At 62.7% G+C, this 16,467-nt stretch carries 8 protein-coding genes; 2 read left to right on the plus strand and 6 right to left on the minus strand.

Translation table 11 applies throughout. From position 1 onward, the window contains the following. Window positions 1-182 precede the first annotated feature (182 nt). Complete coding sequence (gene glnA, locus P3T43_RS22840) at window positions 183-1,598, minus strand: type I glutamate--ammonia ligase (RefSeq protein WP_429283314.1); 1,416 nt, start codon at window positions 1,596-1,598, stop codon at window positions 183-185. 476 nt (window positions 1,599-2,074) lie between these two features. Between glnA and P3T43_RS22845 the strand changes: the two genes are divergently transcribed. Beyond that, entirely contained in the window at window positions 2,075-2,539 is a 465-nt protein-coding gene (locus P3T43_RS22845) for a rhodanese-like domain-containing protein (protein ID WP_429283315.1), read from the plus strand. Between the two features lie 234 nt (window positions 2,540-2,773). Here the strand turns inward: P3T43_RS22845 and P3T43_RS22850 are convergent, their stop codons facing one another. The 4 genes from P3T43_RS22850 to P3T43_RS22865 all read right to left on the minus strand — a co-directional run bounded on the left by P3T43_RS22850 (window position 2,774) and on the right by P3T43_RS22865 (window position 9,299). After that, window positions 2,774-5,719, minus strand: a complete 2,946-nt coding sequence (locus P3T43_RS22850) for a GH92 family glycosyl hydrolase (RefSeq protein WP_429283316.1) — start codon at window positions 5,717-5,719, stop codon at window positions 2,774-2,776. Window positions 5,720-6,234: 515 nt separating this feature from the next. Further along, a complete protein-coding gene (locus P3T43_RS22855; protein ID WP_429283317.1) occupies window positions 6,235-7,077 on the minus strand; it encodes a competence/damage-inducible protein A in 843 nt (280 codons plus the stop codon). A gap of 19 nt (window positions 7,078-7,096) precedes the next feature. Continuing rightward, window positions 7,097-7,930, minus strand: coding sequence for an EI24 domain-containing protein (locus P3T43_RS22860; protein WP_429283318.1), 834 nt, complete (start codon window positions 7,928-7,930; stop codon window positions 7,097-7,099). A gap of 349 nt (window positions 7,931-8,279) precedes the next feature. After that, entirely contained in the window at window positions 8,280-9,299 is a 1,020-nt protein-coding gene (locus P3T43_RS22865; RefSeq protein ID WP_429283319.1) for a beta-propeller fold lactonase family protein, read from the minus strand. A 580-nt stretch (window positions 9,300-9,879) separates the two neighbouring features. On the opposite strand from P3T43_RS22865, the gene P3T43_RS22870 reads away from it, so the two are divergent. Continuing rightward, window positions 9,880-11,964, plus strand: coding sequence for a YadA-like family protein (locus P3T43_RS22870; RefSeq protein WP_429283320.1), 2,085 nt, complete (start codon window positions 9,880-9,882; stop codon window positions 11,962-11,964). A 122-nt stretch (window positions 11,965-12,086) separates the two neighbouring features. Here P3T43_RS22870 and hrpA read toward each other — a convergent pair whose 3' ends face one another. After that, complete coding sequence (hrpA, locus tag P3T43_RS22875; protein WP_429283321.1) at window positions 12,087-16,448, minus strand: ATP-dependent RNA helicase HrpA; 4,362 nt, start codon at window positions 16,446-16,448, stop codon at window positions 12,087-12,089. Window positions 16,449-16,467 lie beyond the last annotated feature (19 nt).

Consider the following 16,467-nt stretch of genomic DNA (forward strand, 5'->3'; position numbering starts at 1 on the left):
AGTCTGGCCGATGAGAGATGGTGATACATCAAACCGCTTGTGCGTCACAAATGGCATCGCAAACGTTAAGCACGTCGCAACAAAAAAGGGACGGCGCCGCCGTCCCTTTGTGACCCGCATTCGATCAGTCACGAGCGTCGGGCGCGCGCTTCGCCACTTGCGCGGCGAAGCGCCATCGCCGCTTACAGCGAGTAGTACAGTTCGAACTCGACCGGGTGCGTGGTCATACGCACACGTTGCAGTTCCGCTTCCTTCAGTTCCAGGTAAGCGTCGATCATCGAATCCGTGAACACGCCACCGCGCGTCAGGAACTCGCGGTCGGTATGCAGCGCTTCCAGCGCCTGGTCGAGGCCGGCACACACGGTCGGGATCTTTGCATCCTCTTCCGGCGGCAGGTCGTACAGGTTCTTGTCAGCGGCTTCGCCCGGATGGATCTTGTTCTGCACGCCGTCCAGACCCGCCATCATCAGTGCCGAGAAGCACAGGTACGGGTTGGCCATCGGATCCGGGAAGCGCGTTTCGATACGGCGGCCCTTCGGGTTGCTCACGTGCGGAATACGGATCGATGCCGAACGGTTACGCGCCGAGTAAGCGAGCTTGACCGGTGCTTCGAAGTGCGGCACGAGACGCTTGTACGAGTTCGTCGTCGGGTTCGTGATGGCGTTCAGCGCGCGAGCGTGCTTGATGATGCCGCCAATGTAGAACAGCGCGAATTCCGACAGGCCTGCATAACCGTTGCCTGCGAACAGGTTCTGGCCGTCCTTCCAGATGGACTGGTGAACGTGCATGCCCGAACCGTTATCGCCGACCACCGGCTTCGGCATGAACGTCGCCGTCTTGCCGTAGGTGTGCGCCACGTTGTGTACGATGTACTTCAGTTGCTGCGTCCAGTCAGCGCGTTGCACCAGCGTCGAGAACTTCGTGCCGATTTCGTTCTGCCCCTGACCAGCCACTTCGTGGTGATGCACTTCGACCGGGATGCCGATCTGTTCGAGCAGCAGACACATTTCCGAACGGATGTCCTGGAACGAGTCGACCGGCGCGACCGGGAAATAGCCGCCCTTCAGACCCGGACGGTGACCCGTATTGCCGCCTTCGAATTCCTTGCCCGACGACCACGGTGCTTCTTCCGAGCCGATCTTCACGAAACAGCCCGACATGTCGATGTTCCACTGGACCGAGTCGAAGATGAAGAATTCGGGTTCCGGACCGAAGAACGCCGTGTCGCCCAGACCCGTGCTCTTCAGATAGGCTTCTGCGCGCTTTGCCAGCGAGCGCGGATCGCGTTCGTAGCCCTTGCCGTCCGCCGGTTCGACGACGTCGCAAGTCAGCACCAGGGTCGACTCTTCGTAGAACGGGTCGATGAAGGCCGTGTTGGTGTCCGGCACGAGCAGCATGTCCGACGCTTCGATACCCTTCCAGCCAGCAATCGAAGAACCGTCAAACGCATGGCCGCTTTCGAACTTGTCTTCGTCGAATGCCGACACCGGCACCGAAACGTGTTGCTCTTTACCGCGCGTGTCGGTGAAACGGAAGTCGACAAACTTGACGTCCTCGTCCTTGACGAGTTGCATGACGTCGGCCACGGATTTACTCATAACCTATCTCCTGATTAACGAATTCGGCGGATTGAGCCGCCGCCCAAATCTAGCTGACCCGTCCCGGCACGTCTACCTCGCATTTCTGCAAAATTGACGCAGAGGCTGAATGCCGGTGCCCGAATCGATCGGCACCAAATAAGCAGCTTCTGTGCCATGTATGCGCCAACCCGGCGCAAAAGCTTATCGCCACGCGCGTTTGCGGGGAGCCGCCGCACCCTGGCAAGCTTGAACGAGCCCTGTTTCCCTCATCATTCGCACCACTATGGGGCGGGCGGGAAACGTGCCACATCACAAATCCCCATTTTTGGGCATTCACATCATTTTGCACCGTTTTGGCGCATTTCGCACTCCACTGAGGTCCGCGCCGTGCATCGCCGCTCATCACGGTGCGTCGCTCCGCTTGCCGGTGGGCCGCACCTGCGCAGAATACGCCGCGCTAGAATGGAAATTTGGTCCGACGGAGACTTGCTGTCATGAGTACGCTCGAACAGTTGTATGCCCAGGCCGAACAGCGCCGCCTCGACAACCAGTTGCCCTACGCCGGCGCGTTGTCGCCCGCGGAGGCCTTCGAGCTTCTTCAACTCGACCCGCGCACGCGTCTGGTCGACGTGCGCACGCGTGCGGAACTCGATTGGGTCGGCCGGCCGGTGATCGGCGACGGCCAGTACGCGCATATCGAATGGACCCGTTATCCCGGCGCGGTGCCGAATCAGGAATTCCTGCAGCAACTCGGTCTCGCCGCCAGCGCCGACACACCCGTGCTGTTTCTGTGCCGCAGCGCCGCGCGCTCGAAACTCGCCGCGCTGGCCGCGACCCAGGCCGGTTTCACCAAGGCGTACGACCTGCTCGAAGGCTTTGAAGGCGACAAGGACGGCCAGGGGCATCGGAAGATGGTCTCAGGCTGGTGTTTCCGCGGTTTGCCGTGGATCGGCGCCTGACGCCTCGTGAGGCTGGCTAACGCCACATCCGCATGAACCGGCGACTGACGCGGACCTGCCGCCACTCGCCTGCAGCAGTCCGCTAAAGCGGCACGCGCCGGCGACACATTGACTGCATCGTCGGCGCGTGATGTGACACTACGATGATGCGGCCGCGAACCCGCTTCATCAGCGAATGCGGCCGCTTCGAGCGCTTGCGTTTTACCGGCGCCGCGCGAGCGGCGCCTCATCGACTCAAGGTGCGGCGGCAATCCCGAAGACGTGCAACTTGCCGGCGCTGACCTGCCTCGGCAAGGTGACGCTCACCACCGCCTTGCCAGGTGTGAGCGGCACTTGCTGCACGAACAGATACGTCTTCACGGCATTGTTGGTGCCATCGCCCGCGTTGCGGTAGGTCGTGGTCAGCGCAATCGGGTCGATCGGAGCCGCACCGCCGCCATTGAGGGTCCAGTCATCGAAGGCCAGCGTGAACGGCGTGGTCGTGCCGTCCGCGTAGGTGATGAGCGCCGCACCCGAGCCAGGACCGTTGTTGGCCGAACCCAGCAGGACCAGCGTGCGACCGCTGGTACCAGGCGGCATCGCAATGGTCTGCCCCACTGCAACCGCGTTGTCGAGCGGGCCGCCCGACAGGATAAAGCTCGCGCCATCGAACACGAACGGTTGACCCGGTGCCGCGCCAGCCGCCTTCAATGCCTGCGACGAGTAGCTGTAGAGCGAACCGTCGAAGTCCGCACCCAGGCCGTCCGTATCGGTGCCGCCGTCCACGCTGATGCCGTGGTTGTTGAAGGCATCCGCCACACCGCGAGCAACCGGCACGCCATAGGACGGCGGTGCATCGGCCGCGGCCGTGCCCCAGTCCGAAGGCGACGAACCCATCGCGAAGTCCAGCGTCGCGCCATTGGCCAGCGCGTCGACGTCGAGCCACGAACTGTTGTGCGCGGCGCCATTGACGGTGAGCCTCTGTACGTAATTCGCGTTGGGTGCACCGGGTGCGTTGATGCGCAGCGTCTTGCCATTGCCCAGGTGAACGGTGATTGACGAGAATTGCGGGCTGCCAATCGCGAAGCCGCCGACACCCGGAATCTCCGGATAGAGGCCAAGCGCACCCCACACATACCATCCCGACACCGCGCCCAGGTCGTCGTTACCCGGCAAACCGTTCGGCCCTGTGCCAAAGGCACTTGTCATGATCTGCTGAACGACATTCTGCGTACCCGCCGGCGAACCCGCCCAGTTGTACAGCCAGGGCACCTCGAAGGTCGGTTCGTTGCCCATATAGAAATTCGGCAGACTCGTCCCTGCGTTCAACACCGTGAAGAACGTGTTCAGCCGCGACACGACCGCCGTATTGCCGCCCAGTTGGGCAAACAGTCCGGTCGGGTTGAACGGCACCATCCACGTGTATTGCTCGGCGTTGCCTTCCACGTAGTTGTCGGTGCTGCTCTGGGTCTCTGGAATCCAGCTGCCGTCGGCATTGCGTCCTGCGTTGATGGGCGGCGTCAACGACGTGTTCAGCACGTTTTGCCAGTAGGCCGAACGGCTGCGCATCATTTTCTGGATGGTCGAGTTGCCCAGTTCGCCGGCGAACTGCGAAATGGCGAAATCGCTGCTGGCGTATTCCAGCGTGGACGACGCCTGCCCCCATTCGCCGTTCGTGATGTAGCCGTACTGCAGATAACTGGCGCGGCCGCCGTTCGTCGTCACGCCATTGCACGCCGTACCGGGAACATTGGCCATCTGGACCATATGGTTCAATGCGCCCGTCGTATCGAAGTTGCGTGCGCCGAACCCGTAAGCGCCCGCCACGATCAACGATCCCGCGTCACCCGGCATTACGCCGTCTTCGACGTTGTCATTGACCCAATGCGGAATCGCCCCGCACTGGTCCGCATCGTTCACGAGCGACTGCGCCATGTCGCTGGTCTCCTGCGGAAACAGCGTGGCCTTGAGCGGTATCAGCGAACGGTAGATGTCCCAGCCCGAAAAGCTGGTGTACTGCGCAGCATGCCCCGCGCTCACCTGATGGACCTTCTGGTCGAAGCCGATATATTGGCCGTTGACATCGCTGAAGACGCTCGGTGCCCACGACGCGTGGTAGAACGCCGTATAGAACTTGGTCAGCGCAGTGGCATCGCGGCTACTCACCTGAATGGTGTTGAGGCGCTGATTCCATATTGCATCGGCCAATGCTCTCACACCATTGAAATCCCATGATGGATTTTCTTTCTCGAGATTCGCTTTGGCATTGGCGACACTCACGTATGAAATACCGATTTTCATAAGGACTGTCTTTCCTTTACCGAAATTCAGTACGGCAACGCCATTGCTAATGGAAGAAGTCGACGCAAATGGCTGGCTAAATTGCGCATAAAAATAGACCGGAACGTTGGTGCCATTGCCGCAGAAATGGCCGCCGGTGGTACTGCCTGAAAGCGTCTGGGCATCCACCTGGGTGACCGTGCCGGTCACGCTCGATTCCGTGTTGGTATAGGTCGTATTGAGGACCAGCGACGACGGTTGCTGATCCGGATAGATGAAGCGGCCAAAGCCGGTGCGCAGGGTCGCGGTCAACTCGACCTTGATCTGGTTGTCGAGCAGCACCGAATAGGCGCCCGCTACCGACTTCTCGTTGGCATGGTTAAACGTTTGCGCGAGCGGCTTAGTAGCATCCAGCGTCGGCATCACAGGGAATTCGCCGTCGTTGCCGCCGCAGCCTGCGCCGCTCATGTGCGTCAGGCTGAAGCTCTGGATCGAACCGATGTCGTAGTAGTAGCCAGCCGGCGAACCGGGTTCCGCGCTGTTCGACGGGGCGGGCGTGGTGTTGGTATCAGGCGCCCATTGCACCATGCCGTTCGGCAGGCCGGCTGCGGGCACGACGCTACCGGCCTGGCCTGCGGGCACCGGGTTCGGCGAGTTGCTGGCCAAGGTGCCGATCAGCGGATTGACGTACTGGGTCAAGCGGGTGGCGAACTGCTCGGCGGGTATCTGCGCGGCGGCATTCATAGCGGTTGAGCTTGAATCGCCAGCACTGCCGCCGGCGCCACTCTGACCCGCCCCACCAAGCTGTTTGGCCGCGACTGCGGCACTTCCGGCGTCAGCGGAGCCTGGACTGTCTCCTCCGCAACCCGTCAAAGCACCTATGAAGATCAGAGCGACCGAAAGACGGCGTAAAGCTACCATGGCTGTCTCCTGAATTTTTGTTTAGTCATCCGAATCATCAATCCGGGATTGACGAAATGACTGGAAGCCATGCTATACGACGGGTTCAAATGGCGTCAACAGATATCCATTTACCATTTCTGTTTATCCGGATTTACTAAACAAGCTAATATCCTTTCAAATTCATTCACCAATCAATTCAATTGAATAATGCGGCGTGACTGGGGTCAATCAGCCATGCGAAATACAATACATTTAGCGAATGTCTGGAAGTGATGCCAATGATCGCGTGAGCGGAATTGATGAAAATCGGCATGTATGGCCGGCTTTTGCTGCGGCTGCGGAAAAGCGGAGATTAATTCAGGTAATTAAGGCGGTCTGCGCCGTCAAGCGGTGATGGTGCGCACCGCCCATCGACCGTGTCCATTCACTGCGCGCACGGCGATGTCAGCGAATCGACGTGCGCGGCGGGCCCTCACCGATGCACCTGACCCGGGTGGTCCCGCGGCGCAACAAATGACGTATCGCCGCGACCGTCAGCTACGCGGTTTTGCTGCTGCCGCTGCTGCCGCCGCGTCCGGCTCGACGATATCGCCACCGAGCAGATGCACGCCCTCACGCAGCTTCACGAATGCTGCGGCGACCGCCTCCGGCTCACCCTTCACACCCAGATCGATGTGCCGACGCGCATAAATGCCGCCGCGCTCCGCATCGCCGACGCTCGGCAAGCTGAACACGCGCACGCCGGGGAAGTCGCGCTCGATCTTCTCCATCAGCGGCGTCAGCGTCGATTCCGGCAGTTCGAACACCAGTAACGACTTTTCCGCGTGCGGCATGGCGTGGTGCAGATGGGCGTATTTCGTGTCCAGCACCCATTCGATCATCGGCCATGCCATCACCGGAAAGCCCGGCACGAAATGGTGGTCGCCCACTGAAAAGCCCGGGATCTTGTTGTAGCCGTTCGGAATGATCGAGGCGCCCTGCGGGTACGTCCCCATGTTGAGACGGTGACGATTGTCCGGCGAGTCGAGATCCACGGGGTTGGGTGAATTGGCCGGATGCGTTTCGCGAATCCGCTCGCGGATCAGCTCCGCCGCTTCCGGATGCAACGCGAGCGGCACGCCGAGCGCGGCGGCCGCGCATTGACGCGTGTGATCGTCCGGCGTGGCGCCGATGCCGCCCGTCGAAAAGACGATATCGCCCGAAGCAAAGGTGCGGCGCAGCGTGGCCGTGATGCGGTCCGGCTCGTCGCCGATGTACTCGGCCCACCCGAGCGACAGGCCGCGTGCGGTCAACAGTTCGATTACCTTCGGCAGGTGCTTGTCGACCCGCCTGCCCGACAGGATTTCGTCGCCTATGATGATGACGCCAAATGCCATTGCGGCCTCTCAAATGAATTCAGTAGGGAACCACCGGCGCCGCGTGACGCGCGCCCTGTTCTTCCGCACGCATGCGCTGCAACGCGCGCAGACAGTAATTGCCGAACCATAGCGCCGAAAACACGAGGATGAACGCATAGATCCAGATCGTCACCGCCGTCATGACGGGGAACAGCACAATCAGCCAGACCGACGTCGCCCACAGCAACGTCGGCAGCGAACCCAGCAAACCACTCGCGACGCCGATCAGCAGCAACGGCAAGCGGTAACGCCGCACCAGCGCGCGCCGCTCGTCGCGGCTGGCATGCAAGGCGAGCGCGTCGTACGTCATCACGCGGTAGGTGAGCCAGCCCCACAGCAGCGGCGGAATCAGCGCGAAGAACGGCGGAATCAGCCACAGCGGCAACGTGACGATCAGCATGACGAGGCAGACGAGCGTGGTCCAGAGCGCCTGCGCGAGACTACCGTACCACGTTCCGCCGCGACGCATCTCGAGGCTAGCGAATTGGCGCGTGGACAGATGGCGGATCACACCTGGCATCGAAAGCGTGGCGATCAGCAGCAGGATCGTCACGACGATCAGCGGAATCGCCACGGCGATCACAATGAACGGCGCGAGCACGGTATGCAGCGCAGCAAAGCCGAGCCAGTCGAACAGATGATAGAGCGTGTGGGTGAACGGAGCGCTTTCAAGCCAGACGCGCGTGGTGCCGATCAGTGTTTGCCACGAAAACCAGAGAATCACGCCCCAGACGACCGTTGCCGCAAAGAACGGCAGAAAGGTCAGCCAGAGCATGCGCGGGTGGAGCGCGCTTGCGAGCGCGCGGCCGAACGAGCGCAACAGATCATTCATGCGAGCCAGTGCGAGTGAGCGAAACGATGGGACAAAAAGGAAGCCGGGCAACCATCCCGCACGGGAAGGTAACGCCCGGAGTCTGCACAGGATAAACCACGCGGCCAGGCGCCGGTAGTGCCGCAGCACTGCGAAGCGATTACGATCGGCTAGCGGGGGCCGCCGTGCGTGTCTTGGTTGTGATCCAGCAGATGCAAATGCGGGAGCGATCGCATTGGCTGCGCCGCGTCGGCCTGCGAGGCGGTCTGCACCGCGCGGACCCGGCGGCCGCGCGCCGCAACGATCAGATGAAACGAACCGTATGTCTCGTTCCCGCCGTCACGTGTGGCGCGCCAATCGCCTGCTGCGCTCAGGCGCCGTTGGGCGCCGTGACTGGCGCGCGGTCGTAGAAATAGATGCCGTGTGGCGAGCGGCCCACCGCGATGGTCTGGATCAGCTTGCGCGTGCTCAGATCGATGATGCCGACGTGTTTGGCAAAACGGAACGTGACCCACAGATAACGCTTGTCGGCCGATAGCTCCATATCGTCCGGGCCGGGCATCAGGCCGGTGATGTCGCCCACGTTGGTGAGGCTGTCTTCGTCGATGATGCTGATGGTGCTCGCGACACGGTTCGACACCGCGACGTGTTTGCCGTCCGCCAGCGAGCGGAAATTGTGCGCGCCGTTGCCGGTCTGGATCGTCTTGACGATCTTCTGGTTGCGCCAGTCGACGACCGCGACGTAGTCCGCCCCGGTCATGCCGATCAGCAGGTATTTGTCGCCGGGCGTCATCCACAGGCCGGCCGGCACCTTGCCGACTTTCATCTTCCACTTGACCTGCTGCGTGGCGAGATCGACCGCGGCCAGCTCGCCCGAAACCTGCAGCGTGACGAACACGGTCTTGCTGTCGTTCGAGAACGCCATGTGGCTCGGCATCACGGCGAGCGGCAGGCGCACGGCGAGCGTCATGTCGTGCCCGTCGTAGTGGTAGATGTCGAGCCGGTCGACGCGCAGCCCCGTCGTCACGACCCACTTCTGGTCAGGCGAAAAGCCGATCTGGTACGGATCTTCGATGTTCTCCACCCAACGCTGCACCTTGCCGGTTTTCGGGTCGACGAACATCAGGTTGTTGGACACCGAGTTGGCGACGATCAGCGAACGGTTGTCCGGCGTCGCCATCAGGTGATGCGGCTCCTTGCCGGTGGGCACCGTGCCGGTCACCTGATGGGTGGCTTCGTCGATCAGGCTGAGGGTGGCCTCGCCGGAGTTGAGCACGATGACGCTGCTGGCGTGGGCCGCGGGCGCACTCAGGGCGGTGGCGATAGCCAAAGCCGCGCTGAAGGCTAGCCCGGCCGACAGGCGCAGGCCGCGAAAAGAAAGATTACGCATGAAAGCTCGCTTCAGGGAACAGCGGGCATTGTAGACGGTTTGTAAGGGCCGCCGGTTGACGTGGATCGGGGTGACGGTGCACGTCGGGGCTTCAGGAGATGGGGCAGTCGGGCCGTGGTGATGGCGGGTCGGTTATCCCGCCGCGAAAACTGAACCGATCTTTAACTGGATTCAGTGATGGCTGAATGTCGCGCAAGGTTGAATTCTTGTTATCGCCACGTATCAATAAGAATCATCAAGAGTATTCTTTATTAATCATGTTTTAAAACATTTATTGACAATTTTATAAAACATTTTAAATCAACAAATTGATTTTAAGAATTAACTTATATCGAGCCCCGCCCCGCCCACCGGACAATCGCGACGATCATCGCACTTACATTTAAAACCTTGTGGCCCCGAACGCAGAACGCCTCCAATCTGAACGCGTGGGAAATTTCTGACTGACATGGAGAACGAAATAATCTCGATCAATATGTCAAATTTCATACGTGATATATAAGAGCGATGACGTCTTTCCAGAAGAAGATGCATTTGCATATTGGCCACGCCCGTCATACCGCGGAGTTATTTTTAAAAAATGAACAAAATCTATAAATCAGTCAGGAACGACACCACGGGAACCTGGGTCGCCACGTCCGAAACCGCTCGTGCGAAGACCTCGCGCGGTGTATCGCGCAAGCTCGCGGTGGCGCAGGTCGTGCTGGCTGGGGCAGCGTGGACGGCTAGCGGCGCCGCTCATGCGGACGCGGCTTCGGCGGCCACCTATTTCACCGTAAGCGGAACCGGCCTCGCCGCACTCGTCGGCCCCAGTGCGACTGGGGCCATCGCCGTTGGCGACGGATCATTCGCTGGCGGTCAGAATGCTATCGCCGTAGGCAGCAATTCGTCGGCATCCACACCTGCCGCTCTCGCGATCGGCGCCAATACGTTCTCCACAGGATACGGCTCGTTCGCCGGCGGTACGAACGCCAGAGCAATGGCCGACTCGGCGACCGCTACCGGTTACCAGTCTGTCGCCACGAATGTCGGCGGGACAGCACTCGGTGCCAATGCCACCGCGAGCGCGGCGCATGCCACGGCAGTCGGCCTGCAGTCGAGAGCGAGCGGCGATGGTTCGTTAGCGGTCGGCATGGGCGCCGCAGCGGCTGACGACGGCTCGATGGCATTGGGCGGAGGTTCGATCGCAACCGGTGCGACAAGCACGGCCGTCGGCTGGTTTGCAAAGACGGGCGCTCAATCCGCAACTGCGCTTGGCGTCGCTGCAACGGCCAATGGAGCATCAAGCGTGGCGATCGGCAACAGCGCCATCGCCGAGACGGACAACAGCCTCGCCTTGGGTAACGCCGCCACGGCGACGGACATCAACGCCATCGCCGCAGGCACGCAAGCCAGCGCTTCGGGCGAAAACGCCATTGCAATAGGCAGTACCGCGTCGGCGAGCAGCAAGAGCAGCATCGCCATCGGCGACGCTGCGATTGCCAGCGGCATCAACAGCACGGCAATCGGCGCGAACGCAGCCGTAGCGAATGCAGACGACGGTGTCGCCCTCGGCGCCAATACGAAGGTCACGGCCGCCAGCAGCGTCGCGCTCGGCACCAACTCGACCGCGTTCGTCGGCGCCTCCACACCGGGCGAGCAATTCGGCACCAGCGGCACGGTCAAGGCGCTGACCGGCGTGGGCGAAGTGTCGCTCGGCTCGGCCGGCAACGAACGCCGTCTCACCAACGTCGCGGCGGGCGCAGCCGATACCGACGCGGTCAACCTCAGTCAGTTGAAGGCCGTCGACAGCAAGATCGCCGATCTCGCCGGCCAGACGGTCAAGCTCGACGGCGCGGTGATGTACGACACGCAGGCCGACGGCACCGTCAACAAAAACAGCGTGACGCTAGGCGGTGATCCGGCAGCAGGCGGCACGGCGATCCACAACCTCGCCGACGGCGTGGCCGCAACCGATGCGGTCAACCTGGGCCAGATGCAGGCCGCGATCAGCGGTGCGATCCAGAACATCGCACCGAGCGGCACCGGCGCGCTCGCCAGCCCGCTCTTCAGCGCCGCGGGCGACATCAACAGCGAAGCTGCGCAAGCGTCCGGTACGCACGCGGTGGCGTCCGGTGCGAATGCCCTGGCAAGCGGCACCAATGCGGTTGCGATGGGTGCCAACTCGGCGGCGAGCGGCAACAATGCAACGGCGCTTGGCGCAGCGGCCAACGCCAGCGCCGCTAACTCGGTGGCACTGGGTCAAGGCTCGATCGCCGATCGGGCGAATACGGTATCGGTCGGCGCCGCCGGCAGCGAACGTCAGATCGTCAACGTCGCACCGGGCGTGCAGGGCACGGATGCCGTCAACGTCAACCAGTTGAACACGACCATGAGCGGCGCCGTCGGCCAGGCCAACAGCTACACCGACGACAAGATCCGCTCCGCTCGCCGCGATTCGTACGGCGGCACAGCCTCGGCGCTGGCGGCGGCCGGCCTGCCTCAGGCGGTTCTGCCGGGTCACGGCATGGTGGCGATCGGAGGCGGCACTTATGCGGGTCAATCGGCGGTGGCACTGGGCGTGTCGCAACTGTCGGAGACCGGCAAGTGGGTCTACAAGGTACAGGGCACCAGCGATTCGCGCGGCGAGTTCGGCGCGTCGATCGGCGCCGGCATGCACTGGTAAAAAACGAGTAGAAAACCGTTCGAGCTAGAACCGTAACGGATCCTGGCGAGTAGATGCAGGTCCGCCTGGACCTGCACTTTGCGCGACATCGGCTACGCCAGCCGATGTCGCTTTTTTTATGCTCACCGCTGCATCGATTCCCACACCTTGTGCAGCCGCTTCACCGACACCGGCATCGGCGTGCGGAGTTCCTGCGCGAACAGCGAAATGCGCAATTCCTCCAGTAACCAGCGGAATTCCGCGAGCCGCACATCCATCACCCCGCCGCGCATTGCGAGCGCGCGCTGATAGTTCTGCAGCAACGGTTGAAACTCCGCGAACTGCCGCGCGTCGCGTAACGAGTCGGCCTTGAGCTTGTCGACGCGCAACGCGATGCCCTTCAGATAGCGCGGAAAGTGCGCGAGCTGCGCATACGGCGTGTCGATCACAAAGCGCTTGCCGATCAACGCGTCGAGCTGGTTCTGCATGTCGGCATAGGCCGCCGCAAACGACTTCGCCTGGACGAGCTTCTTCGTCACACTCGTGTATTCCGTGAGAATCTGCCCGATCAGCCGCGCGATTTCCTGCGCCAGCAAGGTCAGACGGCTGCGTCCTTCGTCACGCCGCGTGTGGAATGTCACGTCGTCGGCCGGCAACGGGTCCTGCAGGCAGGCACGATCGAGCGCGGTATCGATCAACTGGTCGCGCAACTCTTCCTGCGTGCCGCGCGGCATGAACTGCATCGCCATCTCGCGCAGACCCGGAAGGTTCTTCTCCAGATACTTGATCGGCTCCTTCAACTGCAGCGCAAACAGGCGCCGCAGTCCCGCACGATGAATCCGCGCGGCTTCGTCCGGTGAATCGAACACTTCGACGTCGCAATGCGTGCCGCGATCCACCAGCGCGGGATAGCCGAAGAGCGTCTGGCCGCCACGGCGGATCTCCAGCAACTCCGGCAGCTTGCCGAAATTCCACGTCGTCAGCTTCTCGTAGAGCGCGGTGGTGGTCGAGCCATCCTGCGACGCGGTTTGTGGCACAGCCACACCACCCGCTCCGCGCGCTGCGCGTGACGACTCGCCCGAACCCGTCGCGCCGGCTTGCCCTTGCGCGCCAGCGCCGGAAGCCGCCCTGCCTGGCCCACCCGGCCCGCCGCCGACACCCGCCAGCGCCACGCCCGCCGCCCCGGACGCGATCTTCTGAAAATGCTGCTGCGCCTGGCCGCCCAGTTCCGCGCGCAGTTGCGCAAGATTGCGCCCCATCGCGAGTTGCCGGCCATGCTCGTCCACGACCTTGAAGTTCATGAACAGGTGTCCGGCCAGGGTTTCGAGCTTGAAGTCGGATTGCTTCATCGCGACCTGCGTCTGTTCGCGCACATCGGCAATCAGCGACTCCAGCAGCCCACCCGCACCGAAGCGCGGACCACCCGCGCGGTCCACGAAACCCGCCGCATACTCCGGCAACGGCACGCAATGCCGGCGCAGTTTTTGCGGCAACGACTTGAGCAGCAGTTGCGCCTTTTCTTTCAACATGCCCGGCACGAGCCACTCGCAGCGCCGCGAATCCACCTGGTTGAGCGCATAGAGCGGCACGGCGAGCGTCACGCCGTCGCGCGGCGAACCGGGCTCGAAGTGATAGGTCAGCGCCATTTCGACGCCGGACATCGTCATGCGCTTCGGAAACAGGTCCGTCGTGACGCCAGCGGCCTCGTGCCGCATCAGATCGTCACGCGACAGATACAGCAGGCGCAGCTTGTCTTCCGGCTGGCCGCTCTTTTTCACTTCGTCGCGATACCAGCGTTCGAACGCGGCACCCGTGTACATGCCTTGCGGCAGCGCCTGATCGTAGAAGCCGTAGATCAGTTCGTCGTCGACCAGCACGTCCTGGCGGCGCGATTTGTGTTCGAGCTGCTCGATATCCGCGAGCAGCTTGCGGTTGTGCGCGAAGAAAGCGAGTTTGGTGTCGAACTCGCCCTCCACCAGCGCGCCGCGAATGAACAGTTCGCGCGCCCGCGCCGGGTCCTGCTTGCCGAAACTCACGCGCCGCCGGTGATAGATCGGCAGACCGTACAGCACGGCGCGCTCGTACGCCGACACTTGCGCCGCGCGCTTTTCCCAATGCGGCTCGGAAAGCGACTTCTTCAGCAAATGCGCGCCGATCTGCTCAATCCACTCCGGCTCGATCTTCGCAATGCAGCGCGCGTACAACCGGCTCGTTTCGACCAGCTCAGCCGCCATCACCCAGCGCCCGGCTTTCTTCACCAGCGCCGAACCGGGCCACAGATAAAACTTGATGGTGCGTGCGCCGAGGTAATACGGCTCGTCGTCGGCTTTCAGGCCGATATTGCCGAGCAGCCCGGTGAGCAGCGCGAGGTGGATCTGCTCGAAGGTCGCCTCGGCTTCGTTGATCCGCCAGCCGTGTTCGCGCACCACCGTCAGCAATTGCGAATGCACATCGCGCCATTCGCGCAGGCGCAGTTGCGAAAGAAAATTGGCGCGGCATTCGTCCTGCAGTTGCCGGTTCGACTTCTTGTGCGCAATCGCCTCTTCGAACCAGTTCCAGATCTTGAGCCATTGCAGGAACTCGGAACGCTCGTCGGCAAAGCGGCGGTGCGCCTGGTCGGCCTGCTCCTGCGCTTCGATCGGCCGGTCGCGCGGATCCTGCACCGACAGCGCACTGGCGATGATCAGCACTTCGCGCAGCGCCTGCTGATCGCGGGCGGCGAGAATCATCCGGCCGACGCGCGGGTCGAGCGGCAAGCGCGCGAGCTCACGGCCGAGCGGCGTGAGTTCGTTGTCGTCGTCGACCGCGCCCAGTTCGTTGAGCAGCTGATAGCCATCGGCAATCGCACGGCCCGGCGGCGGTTCGATGAACGGAAAGGTTTCGATCGCCGTCAGGTGCAGCGACTTCATCCGCAGAATCACGGAGGCGAGCGACGAGCGCAGAATCTCCGGATCGGTGAAGCGAACCCGCCCCTGAAAATCGCTTTCCTCGTACAGGCGGATGCAGATGCCGTCGGCGACCCGTCCGCAACGACCGGCGCGCTGGTTGGCTGCGGCCTGCGAGATCGACTCCACCTGCAACTGCTCGACCTTGTTGCGATACGAGTAGCGTTTCACGCGCGCCATGCCCGTATCGACGACGTAGCGAATTCCCGGCACCGTCAGCGAGGTTTCCGCGACGTTGGTGGCGAGCACGATGCGCCGCGCGTTGGAAGAACGGAACACACGCTCCTGCTCCGCTGCCGAGAGACGCGCGAACAGCGGCAGAATCTCCGTATGCGGTGGATGATGTTTGCGCAGCGCCTCGGCGGCATCGCGGATCTCGCGCTCGCCCGGCAGAAACACCAGCACATCGCCGGGACCTTCGCGGCACAGTTCATCGACCGCGTCGACAATCGCATCCATCAGGTCACGGTCCGTCTCGCGCTGGCTCTTGGGCCGCTCGCGCGTGGCGGATGGCGACGCGCCCTCCGCAGACTTGACCGCCGGACTGTCTTCCGCCACCGGGCGATAACGCACCTCCACCGGGTACAGGCGGCCGCTCACTTCGATCACCGGTGCGGGTTTCTCGTCGGTGCCGAAGTGACGCGCGAAACGGTCCGCGTCGATGGTCGCCGAGGTCACGATCAGCTTCAGATCGGGGCGCTTCGGCAAGATTTCGCGCAGATAGCCGAGCAGGAAATCGATGTTCAGGCTGCGTTCGTGCGCCTCGTCGATGATGAGCGTGTCGTACGCCTTGAGCAGCGGGTCGGTTTGCGTTTCGGCGAGCAGGATACCGTCGGTCATCAGCTTGACCGACGCACCCGGCGACAGATTGTCGGTGAAACGCACCTTGTAGCCGACCACCTCGCCAAACGGCGTGCCGAGTTCTTCGGCAATGCGCCGGCCGGTTGCCGATGCCGCAATCCGGCGCGGCTGCGTATGGCCGATCAGACCCGAGCCGCCCGCACCGAGTCCGCGTCCGAGCTCAAGACAGATTTTTGGCAACTGGGTGGTTTTGCCTGAGCCCGTCTCGCCGCAGACGATCACCACCTGATTGGCCGCAATCGCGCGCGCGATTTCCTCGCGGCGGCCCGATACCGGCAGCGCTTCGGGGAACGTGATGGGTGGAATCGGATTCGGCTGGGCCGTGCGCACCGGGCGTGGAGCGCGCGGTGGACGCGCTTCGGCTGCGGCATCGCCGCCACCCGCAGGCTTGGCTACGTTTTGCGGATCCTGAGAGGTATTGCGCCCGCGCTGATCCGTCCCCTGCCCTGCGCTCGCCGGGCGGCGCGCGTCGTCGCGAGAACGTGGTGGTTGAGCCGGCTTTTGTGACGTTTTCGGGTCAGCGTTCGGCTCACGACGCGCGTCGCGCGCCGGCTGCCCGGCTTGCGGCTTCTGCTGCCCGCCGCCAGCGGCGCGCGCGCGCCGCTGGGCCTCGCCGTGCGACTCGCGCGATGGGTCTGATGAGGCGTCTCGCGCCGTTTTCTCGTTCGCCGGAGCGGGACTTTTGGGTACATTCGACATGGGGGCGCATTATAATCCC

Origin of the sequence: Paraburkholderia sp. GAS41 (genome assembly GCF_050436545.1) — a bacterium.
In the GTDB taxonomy this organism is placed as follows: Bacteria; Pseudomonadota; Gammaproteobacteria; order Burkholderiales; family Burkholderiaceae; genus Paraburkholderia.

Coding starts and splice junctions, on each gene's coding strand:
- glnA (WP_429283314.1), bottom strand. CDS start 1,598: ATGAGTAAATCCGTGGCCGACGTCATGCAACTCGTCAAGGACGAGGAC.
- P3T43_RS22845 (WP_429283315.1), top strand. CDS start 2,075: ATGAGTACGCTCGAACAGTTGTATGCCCAGGCCGAACAGCGCCGCCTC.
- P3T43_RS22850 (WP_429283316.1), bottom strand. CDS start 5,719: ATGGTAGCTTTACGCCGTCTTTCGGTCGCTCTGATCTTCATAGGTGCT.
- P3T43_RS22855 (WP_429283317.1), bottom strand. CDS start 7,077: ATGGCATTTGGCGTCATCATCATAGGCGACGAAATCCTGTCGGGCAGG.
- P3T43_RS22860 (WP_429283318.1), bottom strand. CDS start 7,930: ATGAATGATCTGTTGCGCTCGTTCGGCCGCGCGCTCGCAAGCGCGCTC.
- P3T43_RS22865 (WP_429283319.1), bottom strand. CDS start 9,299: ATGCGTAATCTTTCTTTTCGCGGCCTGCGCCTGTCGGCCGGGCTAGCC.
- P3T43_RS22870 (WP_429283320.1), top strand. CDS start 9,880: ATGAACAAAATCTATAAATCAGTCAGGAACGACACCACGGGAACCTGG.
- hrpA (WP_429283321.1), bottom strand. CDS start 16,448: ATGTCGAATGTACCCAAAAGTCCCGCTCCGGCGAACGAGAAAACGGCG.